This window comes from Mycobacterium sp. IDUB_17 (assembly GCF_055419465.1).
Genome location: NZ_JBVAXS010000002.1, coordinates 547,697 through 562,166, shown reverse-complemented (window position 1 = coordinate 562,166; position 14,470 = coordinate 547,697). Strand labels below are relative to the sequence as shown.

General features: G+C 66.2%; 14 protein-coding genes. 6 read left to right on the top strand and 8 right to left on the bottom strand.

Annotated elements, in window-relative coordinates; all coding sequences use genetic code 11:
* Window positions 1-24: 24 nt before the first annotated feature.
* Complete coding sequence (gene clpB / locus ACZYZ7_RS09800) at window positions 25-2,571, bottom strand: ATP-dependent chaperone ClpB (protein WP_135452041.1); 2,547 nt, start codon at window positions 2,569-2,571, stop codon at window positions 25-27.
* A gap of 132 nt (window positions 2,572-2,703) precedes the next feature.
* On the opposite strand from clpB, the gene ACZYZ7_RS09795 reads away from it, so the two are divergent.
* From ACZYZ7_RS09795 to ACZYZ7_RS09785, 3 genes are all read left to right on the top strand, one after another.
* On the top strand, window positions 2,704-3,879 hold the full coding sequence (locus tag ACZYZ7_RS09795) for a macrolide family glycosyltransferase (RefSeq protein WP_450069349.1): 1,176 nt from the start codon (window positions 2,704-2,706) through the stop codon (window positions 3,877-3,879).
* Window positions 3,880-3,946: 67 nt separating this feature from the next.
* Window positions 3,947-4,615 carry a GAP family protein gene (locus ACZYZ7_RS09790; protein ID WP_463740805.1) on the top strand — a complete coding sequence of 223 codons (669 nt, stop codon included), beginning with the start codon at window positions 3,947-3,949 and terminating at the stop codon, window positions 4,613-4,615.
* A 37-nt stretch (window positions 4,616-4,652) separates the two neighbouring features.
* Window positions 4,653-5,276, top strand: a complete 624-nt coding sequence (locus ACZYZ7_RS09785) for a CYTH domain-containing protein (protein ID WP_450069351.1) — start codon at window positions 4,653-4,655, stop codon at window positions 5,274-5,276.
* A 2-nt stretch (window positions 5,277-5,278) separates the two neighbouring features.
* Here ACZYZ7_RS09785 and ACZYZ7_RS09780 read toward each other — a convergent pair whose 3' ends face one another.
* From ACZYZ7_RS09780 to ACZYZ7_RS09770, 3 genes are all read right to left on the bottom strand, one after another.
* Complete coding sequence (locus ACZYZ7_RS09780) at window positions 5,279-5,749, bottom strand: hypothetical protein (RefSeq protein WP_450069352.1); 471 nt, start codon at window positions 5,747-5,749, stop codon at window positions 5,279-5,281.
* 40 nt (window positions 5,750-5,789) lie between these two features.
* Window positions 5,790-6,206 (bottom strand): hypothetical protein, encoded by a 417-nt coding sequence (locus tag ACZYZ7_RS09775; protein WP_450069353.1) that lies wholly within the window; start codon window positions 6,204-6,206, stop codon window positions 5,790-5,792.
* Between the two features lie 158 nt (window positions 6,207-6,364).
* Window positions 6,365-6,994: a TetR/AcrR family transcriptional regulator gene (locus ACZYZ7_RS09770; protein WP_450069354.1), complete on the bottom strand. Its 630-nt coding sequence runs from the start codon at window positions 6,992-6,994 to the stop codon at window positions 6,365-6,367.
* A 98-nt stretch (window positions 6,995-7,092) separates the two neighbouring features.
* Between ACZYZ7_RS09770 and ACZYZ7_RS09765 the strand changes: the two genes are divergently transcribed.
* The 3 genes from ACZYZ7_RS09765 to ACZYZ7_RS09755 are packed head-to-tail and all read left to right on the top strand — an operon-like array spanning window position 7,093 to window position 10,207.
* Complete coding sequence (locus ACZYZ7_RS09765; protein WP_450069355.1) at window positions 7,093-8,127, top strand: ABC transporter permease; 1,035 nt, start codon at window positions 7,093-7,095, stop codon at window positions 8,125-8,127.
* Entirely contained in the window at window positions 8,114-9,280 is a 1,167-nt protein-coding gene (locus tag ACZYZ7_RS09760; protein ID WP_450069356.1) for an FAD-binding oxidoreductase, read from the top strand. Before ACZYZ7_RS09765 ends, ACZYZ7_RS09760 begins: the two co-directional genes overlap by 14 nt.
* An 18-nt stretch (window positions 9,281-9,298) precedes the next feature.
* Window positions 9,299-10,207, top strand: coding sequence for an aldose 1-epimerase (locus tag ACZYZ7_RS09755; protein WP_450069357.1), 909 nt, complete (start codon window positions 9,299-9,301; stop codon window positions 10,205-10,207).
* A gap of 12 nt (window positions 10,208-10,219) precedes the next feature.
* On the opposite strand, the gene ACZYZ7_RS09750 is transcribed toward ACZYZ7_RS09755, so the two are convergent.
* The 4 genes from ACZYZ7_RS09750 to dnaK are packed head-to-tail and all read right to left on the bottom strand — an operon-like array spanning window position 10,220 to window position 14,286.
* Window positions 10,220-10,606 carry a heat shock protein transcriptional repressor HspR gene (locus ACZYZ7_RS09750; RefSeq protein ID WP_135452023.1) on the bottom strand — a complete coding sequence of 129 codons (387 nt, stop codon included), beginning with the start codon at window positions 10,604-10,606 and terminating at the stop codon, window positions 10,220-10,222.
* Window positions 10,603-11,769 carry a molecular chaperone DnaJ gene (dnaJ, locus tag ACZYZ7_RS09745; RefSeq protein ID WP_135452021.1) on the bottom strand — a complete coding sequence of 389 codons (1,167 nt, stop codon included), beginning with the start codon at window positions 11,767-11,769 and terminating at the stop codon, window positions 10,603-10,605. The genes ACZYZ7_RS09750 and dnaJ overlap by 4 nt, the downstream gene beginning before the upstream one ends.
* A 37-nt stretch (window positions 11,770-11,806) precedes the next feature.
* The gene (gene grpE / locus ACZYZ7_RS09740) at window positions 11,807-12,436 is read right to left on the bottom strand and encodes a nucleotide exchange factor GrpE (RefSeq protein ID WP_135452019.1); all 630 of its coding nucleotides are present in this window, start codon (window positions 12,434-12,436) and stop codon (window positions 11,807-11,809) included.
* On the bottom strand, window positions 12,433-14,286 hold the full coding sequence (gene dnaK / locus ACZYZ7_RS09735; RefSeq protein WP_135452017.1) for a molecular chaperone DnaK: 1,854 nt from the start codon (window positions 14,284-14,286) through the stop codon (window positions 12,433-12,435). Before dnaK ends, grpE begins: the two co-directional genes overlap by 4 nt.
* Window positions 14,287-14,470: the final 184 nt, after the last annotated feature.

Below are 14,470 nucleotides of genomic sequence, written 5' to 3'. Positions count from 1 at the left end.
TTTTGTGTCTTCCGTCAGGCTGGCTCAGCCCAGAACGAGGCTTTCGCCATCCGCGCTGACGTTGACCGGCACCACGTCACCGTCGTGCACCTCGCCGGCCAGCAGCATCTTCGCCAACTGGTCGCCGATGGCCTGCTGCACCAGGCGGCGCAGCGGACGGGCACCGTAGAGCGGGTCGAAACCACGCTCCGCCAGCCAGGTCTTGGCGGGCAGCGACACCTCGAGGGTGAGCCGGCGCTGCGCCAGCCGCTTCTGCAGCTGTTGTAGCTGGATGTCGACGATCGACACCAGCTGCTCGGGGTTGAGCGCGTCGAACATGATCACGTCGTCGAGCCGGTTGATGAACTCCGGCTTGAACGCCGCCCGCACCGCGGCCATCACCTGCTCCTCGGTGCCACCGGCACCCAGGTTGGAGGTCAGGATCAGGATCGTGTTGCGGAAGTCGACCGTGCGGCCTTGGCCGTCGGTCAACCGGCCCTCGTCGAGCACTTGCAGCAGCACGTCGAACACGTCCGGGTGCGCCTTCTCGATCTCGTCGAACAGGACCACCGTGTAGGGACGCCGGCGCACGGCCTCGGTCAGCTGACCGCCCTGGTCGTAGCCGATGTACCCGGGAGGCGCACCGACCAGCCGAGCCACCGAGTGCTTCTCGCCGTACTCGCTCATGTCGATGCGGACCATCGCACGCTCGTCGTCGAACAGGAACTCCGCCAACGCTTTTGCGAGCTCGGTCTTACCGACACCGGTCGGGCCCAGGAACATGAACGAACCTGTCGGCCGGTTGGGGTCGGCCACCCCGGCCCGGCTGCGGCGCACCGCATCCGACACCGCGGTCACCGCCGCCTTCTGGCCGATGACGCGCTTGCCCAGCTCCTCCTCCATGCGCAGCAGCTTGGCGGTCTCGCCTTCGAGCATCCGGCCGGCGGGAATGCCGGTCCACGCCTCGACCACGTCGGCGATGTCGTCGGGGCCGACCTCCTCCTTGAGCATCACGTTCTCGCGAGCCTCGGCCACGGGCAGCGCGGCGTCGAGCTTCTTCTCGACCTCGGGGATACGCCCGTAGCGCAGCTCTGCGGCCTTGGCCAGGTCGCCGTCGCGCTCGGCCCGGTCGGCCTCACCGCGCAACGTGTCCAGTTGCTCCTTGAACTCGCGGACGATGTCGATGGCGCCCTTCTCGTTCTGCCAACGAGTCGTGAGCTCCGCGAGCTTCTCCTTGTAGTCGGCCAGCTCACCGCGCAGCTTCTCCAGCCGGTCCTTCGACGCGTCGTCCTCTTCCTTGGACAGCGCCATCTCCTCGATCTCGAGGCGACGGACCAGCCGCTCGACCTCGTCGATCTCGACAGGCCGGGAGTCGATCTCCATGCGCAGCCGGGACGCGGCCTCGTCGACCAGGTCGATGGCCTTGTCCGGCAGGAACCGGCTGGTGATGTAGCGGTCACTCAACGTGGCCGCGGCGACCAGCGCGGAGTCGGTGATGCGCACGCCGTGATGCACCTCGTAGCGGTCCTTGAGGCCGCGCAGGATGCCGACGGTGTCCTCGACAGACGGCTCGCCGACGAGCACCTGCTGGAAGCGACGCTCCAGAGCGGCGTCCTTCTCGATGTACTTCCGGTACTCCTCGAGGGTCGTCGCGCCGACCAGTCGCAGCTCACCGCGGGCCAGCATGGGCTTGATCATGTTGCCGGCGTCCATCGCGGACTCGCCGGTGGCACCGGCGCCCACGATGGTGTGCAGCTCGTCGATGAACGTGATGACCTGGCCGGCCGAGTTCTTGATGTCGTCGAGGACAGCCTTGAGGCGTTCCTCGAATTCACCGCGGTACTTGGCACCGGCCACCATCGACCCGAGATCCAGGCTGATGACGGTCTTGTCCCGCAGGCTTTCGGGCACATCACCCGCGACGATGCGCTGGGCCAGGCCCTCGACGATCGCGGTCTTGCCGACGCCGGGCTCGCCGATGAGCACCGGGTTGTTCTTGGTGCGGCGGCTCAGGACCTGTACGACACGACGGATCTCGGTGTCGCGGCCGATGACCGGATCGAGCTTGCCCTCACGCGCGGCGGCGGTCAGGTCGGTGGAGTACTTCTCCAACGCCTGGTAGCTGCCCTCGGGGTCGGGGCTTGTGACGCGCGCGCTGCCGCGCACCTTGGTGAACGCCTCACGCAGCGCCTGCGGCGACGCGCCATGGCCCGTCAGCAGCTTGGCGACCTCGGAATTTCCGGTGGCCAGGCCGACCATCAGGTGCTCGGTGGAGACGTACTCGTCGTCCATCTCGGTGGCGAGGTGCTGCGCCGTCGTGATCGCGGTGATCGACTCGGGCGACAGCTGCGGCTGCGAGCTGGATCCACTCGCACTCGGCAGGCGGCCGACTATGCGCTCGGCTTCTGCGCGAATGGTTGCGGGCTCAACTCCGACCGCCTCCAGCAGTGGTGCGGCGATACCGTCGTTCTGCGTCAGCAACGCCATCAACAAATGGGCGGGGGTGATCTGCGGATTGCCTGCGGCGGTCGCCGCCTGCAACGCCGAGGTCAGCGCCGCCTGGGTCTTCGTGGTCGGGTTGAACGAGTCCACGACACCTCCCCTTCTGTGTCTATCCACGGCCATTTCGGCTACGTGGAAAATGCTTGTCGCGATGTACAACGTAGTCAAGGTTGAGTCTGTTCCGCTCAACTTTAAAAATTTTTCCCGGGCAGACTTGGTCGCGTGCACATCGCCCTCGTCGCCGCATCCGCTCCCAGCCACATGTACCCGCATTTGGCGGTGGTTCACGAGTTGACGCGCCGCGGCCATCGGGTGAGTTACCTGGTCAGCGGCCACCTGAGCGGGCTGGTTCGCCCGACCGGCGCCGACGTCGTGGAGTGCACGTCCATGCTTCCGGGTGCTCCGGGAGCGCCCGAGGATTGGGATGATGAGGGCGACCCGGTGACCGGCATGCGGATGTTCCTCGACGAGGCCATCCATGTGTTGCCCCAGCTTCACGCCGCCCTCGATGACGATCAGCCCGACCTGGTGCTCTACGACATCGGCGGCATGGCCGGTCCGGTGGCCGCGGAGCAATGGGGCGTGCCGTCAGCTCAGCTGTCCCCGAGCGAGGTGGCCTGGGAGGGCTACCACGACGACATGGCCGAAATACTCGATCCCATTCTCAACAGCCCAAGCGGCCTGGCCTACCGCCAGATGTTCGATGACTGGCTCACCGATTCGCGATCAGGGTTGACGTTCGACGACGTAACCGGTGTGCCGCGACGTTGTCTGGCGCTGATCCCCCGCGTCATGCAACGGAACGCCGACCGGGTCGGTGACCGCTACCGGTTCGTGGGGCCGTGCATCGATCCACGTCGTGCAGGTCCGCGTGACTGGACCCCGCCGGACGGCGACGGCCCGCTGGCCCTACTCGCCTTCGGCACGGCCTACACCGACCGAGCCGACGTCTATCGCAACGTGATCGGGGCGCTCGACGGTCTGGGTTGGCGGCTGGTGCTCGCCACGGGCGGTGCCGACGTGGGTCCGGTGCCCTCGTGGGTTCAACTGCGCGACACCGTTCCCCAACCGGCGGTGTTGCGGGTGGCCGACTGCTTCATCACCCACGCCGGCATGGGCTCGTGCACCGAAGGACTGTGGTTCGGGGTACCGATGGTGGCGATTCCGCAGGCCGTCGATCAGCCCGCCAATGCCGCCAGACTGGAGACCATCGGCGTCGGCCGTCACCTCGCAGACCATCTCCCCAGAATCGCCGAGATCCGCAACGCGGTACTCGGTGTCGCGGCCGATCAGCAGATCCGAACGAACCTCGACGCCATTCGCGACGAGATCCGTGCCCATGGCGGGCCGGGGCACGCCGCCGACGCCGTCGAGGACGTTGCGACCGGCCGTTGGTGAGCACCCAGCTCCCGCGTGACTCGATGCTTGCTAGGTTTTGCTCGGATACTGCATCGAGAGGGCGGCCATGACGGAAAGCTGGGGTTCGGTTCTTGCCGAACTCATCCCGCTGGCACTGGTGGTGGCCTTGTCACCGCTGTCGATCATTCCGGCCGTGCTGGTGCTGCACACCCCTCGCCCTCGACCGACCGGCCTGGCCTTCCTCACCGGGTGGCTCGTCGGACTGGCCGCGCTGACCACGATCTTCGTCGGTGTCTCCAGCATGCTCGGCGGGCTCAACGCGGCCCCGACGTGGGCCTCGTGGTTGCGCATCGTGGTGGGCGTCGCCCTCATCGTCTTCGGCGTCTACCGCTTTCTCACCCGGGCGAAATCGGAGCACATGGCCGGCTGGATGACCGGCCTCAGCAAGCTGACGCCCGTGAAGGCCGGAGCTGCCGGCGCCGTACTCACCGTGGTGAACCCCAAGGTGCTGTTCATCTGTGCGGCAGCAGGATTAGCCATCGGTAGCGCCGGCCTCGGTCAACCCGGGGTGTGGGCAGCGGGGCTCTACTACGTGGCGTTCGCGGGGTCGACGGTGGCCCTGCCGATCCTCGCTTACGCGGTATCGGGTGATCGTCTCGATCCCACACTGGTCCGACTCAAGGAATGGATGGAACGCAACCACGCAGTCTTGGTTGCGGCGATTCTCGTGGCGATCGGCCTCCTCGTGCTCTACAAGGGAATTCACGCCCTATAGGTGACGTTTTCGGCGCGGATCGGGCTACGGTGTGCGCATGTCCGAATCCGGTTTCGGTGATTTCGAATTCGAGCGGAAGTTCTTTGTCCGCGAATTGCCCGCGGTGGCAGCATCAGATCCGATGCCTGCCCTCATCGTGCAGGCATATCTGTTCGCATCCGATGGATACGCGGTGCGCGTCCGGGTGCAGGGGCCTGCACCCGCGGAATTGGATGCCACTCCCGCCGAGCTCGTAGCGACCTTGGGCGAGGAATCGCTGGGGACCATGACCGCCAAAGGCCCCGCCGTCGGTGGCACCCGCTACGAGGCCGAACGTGAACTCGATCCATCGGTCGCGGGGCAGATCGTCGGCCGATCTGAACACGTCATCGCGAAGATTCGCTACTCGATATGGCTGGGCGAGGACGGCTGGATCATCGACCAATTCCTCGGGCGAAACGCACCGCTACTGCTCTCGGAAGTCGAGCGCGGCAGCCCGGTGGTCGATCTCGCCATTCCTTCTTTCTGCGTTTCCGAGGTGTCCGAGGATGACCGGTTCCGCAACGAATACCTGGCGCACCGGCCATTCGGCGCCTGGGCCGACGAATACCGGCGTGAGCTCGAACGCCGCGGCCCTACCTTTGTAGACACCTTGGGCCAGAATCAGTTCGAGGGCAGCTGAATTCACGCGCCGTAGCGCGGCGGCTGCTGCGGGCCACGGCCTCGCGAGATCGCGTCGTTCATCGCATTCTGCACCGCGCCGAGCATGCCTTGGTAGACAGCGATCTGATGGTTGGCTTCGTCGTGAACTTCACGGGCCGGCCCAGGAGCCGGCCGGATATTCGTACCGCGCTGGCGCCGGTAGATCTCAATGACCCGCTCACACCTGGTTCCTTCGGCTGCCAGCTGATCGTAGGGCGCTTCTAAGAGCCGATATTTCGGCCAACGAATCCAGAACAATTCGGAGTCGATGTACAGCCGCGCCCGTTCAGCAGCCAACTGTTCCCCCGCCGCTGACGGAATCAAGGCGATAGCAACGAACACCACGGCAATGACGGCGGATATCGCCAGACTGACAACCAAGTACGTAACGAAGCTCTTGGGTTCATGTGACGCGTCAGCGAGCACTTGGTCGACCATCTTCTGGCTTCTCACCTCTGGATTCTCGAAGTGGACCGATGCATCGAGACGGCGTTTACCGCGCTCGGGAAGTGACGGCGTTCATCGCATTGACCACCGTGGTGATCCAGCCACGCAGAGCCGCGATCTGGGCGTCAAAGTCACCGCGTCGCCCTCCGCCGTCGCTGTCGCGTCGCTGTTCCAGAACGAAAATGATGCGCCAACACCGCTCCGCCTCTGCTTCGAGGTCAGCATAGGGCGCCTGCCACAGCTGCTGGGCCGGCCATTGCGACCTGAACTGCGCCGACTCGGACCTGAGCCGCGCTTCCTGCGCCCCCAACCGAGCGGACCCTCTCCGACCGACCCAAAAGTGCATCAGTGCAAAAGTCGTGCCGATCACAGCGAAGAAGGTCAACACGCCGAACCATTCCCCGGGAGTACTCGGCAGACGCCCCCGCGCCACAAACTCCGCCGCCAGCGTGTCCCCTCGCACGACCACAGCCTAGCCAGGAAGTTCCGGTCACCTGGGGGTTTGACCCTCATCGCCTGGAGTACGGCGCCACGCTTAGCCCGACCGCCGCGCCCAGAATGCCGGCAAGTAGGTGCGGACAGCGCTTCGATCGCTCCATCCAGAGCCTGCATGCCGAGCGCCTACAACTCAGGCAACCCCAGCTCATCAGCATCGGCGGTGAGGTAGCGGGTCACCGTCGGCGCGAGCAGTCGCACGACCTCTTCACCGTCGAGTGTCGCCATCGGCGGCACCGCCATCACGTAACGCAGCATCGCGGTGCCGACCAGGTTGGATGCGGCGAGCATGGCCCGCAGTCGGGCCTGCTCGCCACCGCCGAGCACGCCGGACACCGCGGCGAGCACGTAATCCTGCATGAACGTTCGAAATGCCACGTGCGCATCGGAATTCGATGTTGCCGACTGCAACATGACCCGCATGCTGGCTGCGGTGTCGGGTGTCTCCCACATCTTCAGGTAGGCGCGGACCATGCGCTCGCCGATCTCCTCGGCCGGCCCTTCCAAGGCAGCCACCAGCACGTCGGGATCCAGGATCAGGCGCAGCGATTCCCGGAACAGGTCGGCCTTCGAGCCGAACAGGTAGAGCACCATCGACGCGTCGACGTGCGCATCCGAAGCAATCGCCCGAAGCGTCGTCTTCTCATATCCCTCGGCCGCGAAGCGCTGCTTGGCCGCGGCCAGCACAGCGTCGCGGGAGACCGGGTCGCCCTGGCGTCGCCCGCGCCGCGTGACGGTTTTCCCAGGTGAAGCCATACATCGACACTATCATTTCAATGATTGTTGAAAACAGGACTCATCAGGCTTACCCTCACACCAACCGATTAATTCAACATCGGATGAAAAGAGGGAACATGCTCTCGACACAGTCCCCCACGCCCGTCCACCACGCGGCACCCGAACACGAACCGCCCGCCGTCGTGCGCGCCGCGGGCATCGTCGCCGTGCTGACCGTCGCGATCGCCGTCGTCGCCATCGCGTTCGCCCTGCCCGCCTCGCGTTCCAAGCCCCACGACATACCGATCGGTGCCGCCGGACCCCAGGCCGCCACCAGCCAGATCGCCGAGCGCCTGGAACAGCAGGCCCCAGGCGCATTCAAGGTGACCTATTACCCCGGCGAGGACGCCCTGCGCGAGGCGATCCTCAACCGAAACGTCTATGGCGGCATAGCGTTCGGCCCGCAGGGCCCGACCCTGCTGACCGCCACCGGTGGCGGCCCCGCCGTCGCGCAACTGCTCACCCAGATCGGCAACGGCATCGCCACACACTCGGGGGTTGCCCTGCACACCGAGGACCTCGCCCCGCCCACCACCCAGGATTCGCGCGGAACCGGCCTGGCGGCGTCAGCGCTGCCGATCACCATGGCCGGGATGCTGCCGGCCATCGCACTGGTGCTGGCATTGCGAAGCGAGGTGTGGACCCGCCTGACCGCCACGATCGTGTTCGCCGCGGTCGCAGGCACCACCGTCGCGGCCCTGCTCCAGTACGTATTCGGCTCGATCGACTCGAACTTCTGGGGCGTGGCCGCAGGCCTGACGCTGGGAATCGCGGCGGCCGGTTTGTTCATGCTCGGCCTGGGCTCGATGTTCGGCAAGGTCGGCCTGGCCGTGGGCGCCGCGCTGGCCCTGTTGCTGGGCAACCCGCTGTCCGGGCTGACGTCCGCACCGGAGATGCTGCCCGCCGGCTGGGGCCAGCTCGGTCAGCTGTTGCCCCAGGGGGCCACCGCCACGCTGCTGCGATCCACCGCATACTTCGGCGGCGCGGGCGCGGACCTGGCGATCATCGTGCTCAGTTGCTGGGCCCTCGCCGGCGTGACATTGGTGATCATCGCAGCATTGCGGCGGCCCGGGCGCTCCACGCCTAGACTGCGACTCCGTGGGACTCGATGACCGTCAGGCACTGGAGACGCTCCAGAACGCTGTCGACCCCGAGCAGGGCTCTGCAACGCTGATCCGCAACTTCTACACCCAGTGGTTCGCCACCGACCTCTCGGCCCGCGATCTGTTCCCTCCCGACATGGACAGCCAGCGCGATGTCTTTGCCCGCGCCCTGACCTGGCTGTTCGGGGAGTTGATCGACCAGCGTGCCGAGGAGCCGGTGGCGTTCCTGGCTCAGCTCGGCAGGGATCACCGCAAATACGGTGTGACGCAGAGCCACTACGACTCCATGCAGGATGCGCTCTACAACGCTCTGCACAGCCACCTCGAGCCCGAATGGGACGAACGACTGGCCGAGGCCGCCCACGATGCCGTGGCCCTGATCATCGGGGTGATGCGCGGAGCGGCCGATGCCGAGGACTCCCCGGCCTATGGCGACGGCACCGTCATCGAGCACCACCGGGTCACCCGCGACGTCTCGGTGATTCGGCTGCAACTCGACCAGCCGCTGTTCTACCACCCCGGGCAGTACGTGACGGTCCAGGTGCCGCAGTGGCCGCGCCGGTGGCGCTATCTGAGCCCGGCCGTCCCCGCCGACCGGTCCGGGGGCATCGAGTTCCACATCCGGTCGGTCCCCGGCGGCATGGTGAGCACCGCCATCGTCGCCGAGACCAAGATCGGGGACCGCTGGCGCCTGTCCAGCCCGCACGGCGGATTGCACGTCGACCGCGACGGCGAGGACGTGCTGATGGTGGCGGGCAGCACGGGTCTGGCCCCACTGCGCAACATCATCATGGACATGTCGCTGCACGGCGAGAATCCGCGTGTGCACCTGTTTTTCGGTGGCCGTTATCCGTGCGACCTGTACGACCTGAAGACGCTGTGGCACATCGCTTCCACGAATCCGTGGCTGTCGGTGACCCCGGTGTCCGAATACAGCACCGATCCGCCCTGGGCGGGCCAGTATCCCAACGTTCAGCCGCCGCGCGGCCTGCACGTCCGGCAAACCGGAACCCTGGCCGAAGTGGTGACCAGGTACGGCAACTGGGGCGATCGGCAGATCCTCGTCTGCGGCGGCCCGGACATGGTCACCGTTACCAAAGCCGCCCTGGTCGAGCGGGGAGCGCCCGCCGAGCGCATCCAGCACGACCCGCTGACGCGCTGAGGATGCCAGACTTTCCCCATGGCCGCGGTTCGATCAGTCACCCTGCATGACCCGTCGTCGTCGCTGACTGCCACGTATGTTCCGGAGGCGGGGATGATCTGCACCTCGCTGGCGGACAAGGACACCGACGTCGAATACCTGGGCCAGCGGCGCGGGCTGCAGGCTTACCTCACCGACGGTAAGACGATGGGAATCCCGATCCTCTACCCGTGGGCAAATCGCTTGAGCGCCAACGAGTACCGCGTCGACGGCACCACAGTGCACTTGACCCCCGGGGTCGACGGCGTCCGCACCGATGCGCACGGGGCGCCGATGCACGGCGTGCTCGCCGCCAATCCGGACTGGCAGGTGATCGAGAAGTCCGAGAACACACTGGCAGCCGCACTGGACTGGGGCGCCGAACCGGGCCTGCTGGCGACGTTCCCGTTCCCCCACCGCCTGACCATGGCGGTGACGCTGGCCGATCGGACCCTCACCGTGTCCACGACGGTGGCGCCGACCGCCGAGCAGCCGGTGCCGCTGTGCTACGGCTACCACCCGTACGTGATGATTCCCGATGTGCCCCGCCAAGATTGGCAGCTACAGACCCCGACCATGCGGCATCTACTCGTGGATGACCGGGGCCTGCCCACCGGCGAATCCCGGGAGTGGCCGGGTGGGGCGAGACGCCTGGGCACCACCGAACTCGACGACGGTTTCGACGACGTGCCCCGGGGTGCTGTGTTCACACTGTCCGGTGGCGGCCACCGGGTCGACGTCACCTTCGACGAGGGTTATACCGCCGCACAGCTTTTCGCGCCGGGCAGCGACAACGTGGTGGGCATCGAGCCGATGGCCGCACCCACCGACGCGTTGCGCCGGGGGAAATACATGATGGCCGCCCCCGGAAATCCGGAGACGGCCACCTTTTCGATCAGAGTCGGCTAACGCGCGCCTCGGCTACGGCCTATGTCGCCGCCGAGCGGCTCCGGGCTGCCACAGGACCACCGCTTTGGATGCCACCGAAACGTCGCGGCGCTGATCACTGAGTTGTTCGACCTGCTGGGTCAGCTCGGAAACCCGTGTGCGCAACGCATCAACCTGATTGGTCAGCTCGATGATGCGCTTGATCCCGGCGAGGTTGACGCCCTCGTCCTGTGACAACCGCTGCACCTCACGGAGCAGGTCGACGTCACGCTCGGAGTAGCGGCGCCCGCCGCCGGAACTGCGCTGCGGGCTGACCAGGCCGAGCCGGTCGTATGTGCGCAGGGTCTGCGCGTGCATACCGGCCAGCTCGGCGGCCACCGAGATCAAAAACGTGCGGGCTTCGTCTTTGCGCTGACTCATATGTTGCCTGCCCATCCGGCCCGCGGATCGAATCCGCTGGCTCGTTCGGCTTTCGCATATGCCTCCAGCGCCTCTGCCGCTTCACCTTCCAGGTTCGGCGGCACCGCGACCTTCACCGTGACCAGCAGGTCACCGTGGCCGCCGGAGCGTTTGGGCACCCCGCGTCCGCGCACCCGCAGGATCCGGCCGTCGGAGGTGCCCTTGGGCACCCGCACACCGACCTTGCCGTCCAGGGTGGGAACGGAAAGCGTTGTCCCCAGAGCCAACTCGTGGAAGCTGACCGGAACGCTGACGGTCAGGTCGTCGCCGTCACGCCCGAACACCTTGTCCGGACGCACATGCACGGTGACGTAGAGGTCGCCCGAGGGCGCACCCCGTAGCCCGGCTTCACCCTGGCCGGCCAGCCTGATGCGCTGACCGTCCTCGACACCCGGTGGGATCCGCACGTTGATCGTGCGGGTCCGGGTGGTGACGCCGGTGCCCTGACATTCGTCGCAGGGGTGCTCGATGATCGAGCCGCTGCCCCGGCATTCGGTGCAGGGCTCGGAGAATCCGAACGCCCCCTGGTTGCGGTTGACCACACCCGAGCCGTTGCAGTTCGGGCACACCTTGGGGCTGGTGCCCGGCCGCGCACCGCTGCCATGGCAGTTGGTGCACGGTGCCGGGCTGGTCAGCCGCAGCGGCATGGCCACGCCCTTCGTGGCTTCCAGGAAGGACAACTCAGTTTCGGTTTCCAGGTCGTTGCCCCGACGCGGCCGGCTCGGGCGCGGTTGTGCACCACGCCCGAACAGCCCGCCGAAGAGGTCACCGATGTTTGCGCCGCCACTCTGGCCGGCAGCGTCGAACAGGTCGCCCAGGTTGAATTCGGCTCCGTCGGAACCGAATCCGCCACTGAAGTTCCCGCCCGGGTTGAACCGACGCCCACCCCCGGCGAACAGCCGGCGGGTCTCGTCATACTCCTTGCGCTTCGCGGGGTCCGACAGAACACTGTTCGCCTCGGAAACCGCCTTGAACCGCTCGGCCGCTCCCGCATCGGGATTGCGGTCGGGATGCAGTTCGGAGGCCAGTTTCCGGTAGGCCTTCTTGATCTCGTCGGCGCTGGCGTCAGAGGAGACGCCGAGTTCTTTATAGAAGTCCTTCTCGACCCACTCGCGTTGGGCCATGCGCCACCTCCTTACCTCTTCTCTCTAGTTGGATGGACTAATTGTCTGATTCTGCGGCCTGATCGCCGGTGGCGTCAGTGTTATCTGCCGTCTGTGCACCAGCTTCGGCCTCGGGCACCGTGTCGACCACGCCGACGAGGGCGTGCCGGATCACCTGGTCACCGATCTTGTAGCCCCGGCGCATCACGGTCCCGACCACGGGATGAGTGCCCTCGCCCTCGTGCTGCACAGCCTCGTGCAGCGACGGGTCGAACTCGTCACCCTCCACGCCGAATCCGGAAAGACCCTGTCCTTCAAGGGCACCGACGAGCTTGTCGGCGACCGACTTGAGCGGTCCGGATTCCAGGTCACCGTGGCTGCGGGCGCGGTCCAGGTCGTCGAGCACACCCAGCAACTGAGTGATGACGCCCGCCTTGGCCCGGTCAGCCGTGACCTGCTGATCACGCAGAGCCCGTTTGCGGTAGTTGTCGTATTCGGCCTTCACGCGTTGCAGCGTGGCCTTGAGCTCGGCAACCTCGTCGCTCTCGCTCGCCGACTCTCCAGCGGCGGAGGCGGCCGACGCCGGCCCACCTGGGGCCGGCGCCTGCTCACGAACCTCACCGGTGTCGGGATCGATGCGCCGTTTGTCGGTGATGGTCACCGGCTCGTGCGAATCGTTCTCGCTCACTTGGTCTCCTGGTCGTCGTCGACAACCTCGGCGTCCACCACGTTGTCGTCCGCGGCGGCCGAAGCACCGTCTCCACCGGCGGCCTGCTCGGCCTGGGTGGCCTCGTAGATCGCCTGGCCGAGACCCTGGGACTCGACACCGAGCTTCTCCATGGCCGCCTTGATCGCCGAGATGTCGGTGCCTTCCAGCGCCGACTTGGCCTCGGCAATAGCACCGTCGACCTTGGCCAAGGTGTCCTCGGGAACCTTCGATCCGCCTTCAGCCTCGCGCTGCTCCTTGACGAACTTCTCCGTCTGGTAGACCAGCGACTCGGCCTGGTTGCGGACGTCGGCCTCTTCGCGACGCTTCTTGTCCTCCTCGGCGTGCGCCTCGGCGTCCTTGATCATCCGGTCGATCTCTTCCTTGGACAGGCCGGAGCCTTCCTGGATCTTGATCGTGTTTTCCTTGCCGGTGCCCTTGTCCTTGGCGGTGACGTGCACGATGCCGTTGGCGTCGATGTCGAAGGTGACCTCGATCTGCGGGACACCGCGGGGGGCCGGCGGGATACCGGTCAGCTCGAAGGAACCGAGCAGCTTGTTGTGCGCGGCGATTTCACGCTCACCCTGGAAGACCTGGATCTGCACCGACGGCTGGTTGTCGTCAGCGGTGGTGAAGGTCTCCGACCGCTTGGTCGGGATGGTGGTGTTGCGCTCGATCAGCTTGGTCATCACGCCACCCTTGGTTTCGATACCGAGGGACAGCGGGGTGACGTCAAGCAGCAGAACGTCTTTCACCTCGCCCTTGAGCACGCCGGCCTGCAGCGCAGCGCCCACCGCGACAACCTCGTCGGGGTTGACGCCCTTGTTGGGCTCCTTGCCGCCGGTCATTTCCTTGACCAGCTCGGTGACCGCGGGCATACGGGTCGAGCCACCCACCAGAACCACGTGGTCGATCTCGCCGACGGAGATGCCGGCGTCCTTGATCACCGACTGGAACGGCTGACGGGTGCGGTCGAGCAGATCCTGAGTGATCTTCTGGAACTCGGCGCGGGTCAGCTGCTCGTCGAGGAACAGCGGGTTCTTGTCGGCGTCGACGGTGATGTAAGGCAGGTTGATCGAGGTGCTCTGCGAGGAGCTGAGTTCGATCTTGGCCTTCTCCGCGGCTTCGCGCAGCCGCTGCATCGCCATCTTGTCCTTGGTCAGGTCGATGCCGCTGGTGGCCTTGAACTTGTCGACCAGCCACTCGACGATCCGGTCGTCCCAGTCGTCGCCACCGAGGTGGTTGTCACCGGAGGTGGCTCGCACCTCGACGACACCGTCGCCGATCTCCAGCAGCGAGACGTCGAACGTACCGCCACCGAGGTCGAAGACCAGGATGGTCTGTTCCTTGCTGCCCTTGTCCAGGCCGTAGGCCAGGGCGGCCGCGGTGGGCTCGTTGACGATGCGCAGGACGTTGAGGCCGGCGATCTGGCCGGCTTCCTTGGTGGCCTGGCGCTGGGCGTCGTTGAAGTACGCGGGCACGGTGATGACGGCGTCGGTGATGTCCTCACCGAGGTACGCCTCGGCGTCGCGCTTGAGCTTCTGCAGCACGCGAGCGCTGATTTCCTGCGCCGTGTAGTTCTTGCCGTCGATCTCGACGGTCCAATCGGTGCCCATGTGACGCTTGACCGAACGGATGGTCCGGTCGACGTTGGTCACCGCCTGGTTCTTGGCGGGCTGACCGACCAGCACCTCGCCGTTGCGCGCGAACGCGACGACGGACGGAGTGGTCCGGGAGCCCTCGGAGTTCGCGACGACGACGGGGTCGCCGCCTTCCAGGACCGCGACGCATGAGTTGGTGGTCCCGAGGTCGATGCCGACCGCACGAGCCATGGTGTTGCCTCCTGTTAGAGATAAGGGGTCTGAGCGGACTGCGCTCAAGCTTGCTCCGGGTAGGCATAGATTGTCAACCCATACTTGAGTCTGTATCGCTCAACTTGCTGTCGATGTGGTCAACGGGGGTTTCCGCGGTTTTGTTCCCGGACGCTGTAGGAAACCCGGTTATCTTGCCGGATCG

What these genes read in the sequence shown, in the direction of transcription:
- ACZYZ7_RS09790 (WP_463740805.1), top strand. Translation starts at nt 3,947, where the DNA reads ATGACGGAAAGCTGGGGTTCGGTTCTTGCCGAACTCATCCCGCTGGCA.
- ACZYZ7_RS09785 (WP_450069351.1), top strand. Translation starts at nt 4,653, where the DNA reads ATGTCCGAATCCGGTTTCGGTGATTTCGAATTCGAGCGGAAGTTCTTT.
- ACZYZ7_RS09770 (WP_450069354.1), bottom strand. Translation starts at nt 6,994, where the DNA reads ATGGCTTCACCTGGGAAAACCGTCACGCGGCGCGGGCGACGCCAGGGC.
- ACZYZ7_RS09765 (WP_450069355.1), top strand. Translation starts at nt 7,093, where the DNA reads ATGCTCTCGACACAGTCCCCCACGCCCGTCCACCACGCGGCACCCGAA.
- ACZYZ7_RS09755 (WP_450069357.1), top strand. Translation starts at nt 9,299, where the DNA reads ATGGCCGCGGTTCGATCAGTCACCCTGCATGACCCGTCGTCGTCGCTG.
- ACZYZ7_RS09750 (WP_135452023.1), bottom strand. Translation starts at nt 10,606, where the DNA reads ATGAGTCAGCGCAAAGACGAAGCCCGCACGTTTTTGATCTCGGTGGCC.
- dnaJ (WP_135452021.1), bottom strand. Translation starts at nt 11,769, where the DNA reads ATGGCCCAACGCGAGTGGGTCGAGAAGGACTTCTATAAAGAACTCGGC.
- dnaK (WP_135452017.1), bottom strand. Translation starts at nt 14,286, where the DNA reads ATGGCTCGTGCGGTCGGCATCGACCTCGGGACCACCAACTCATGCGTC.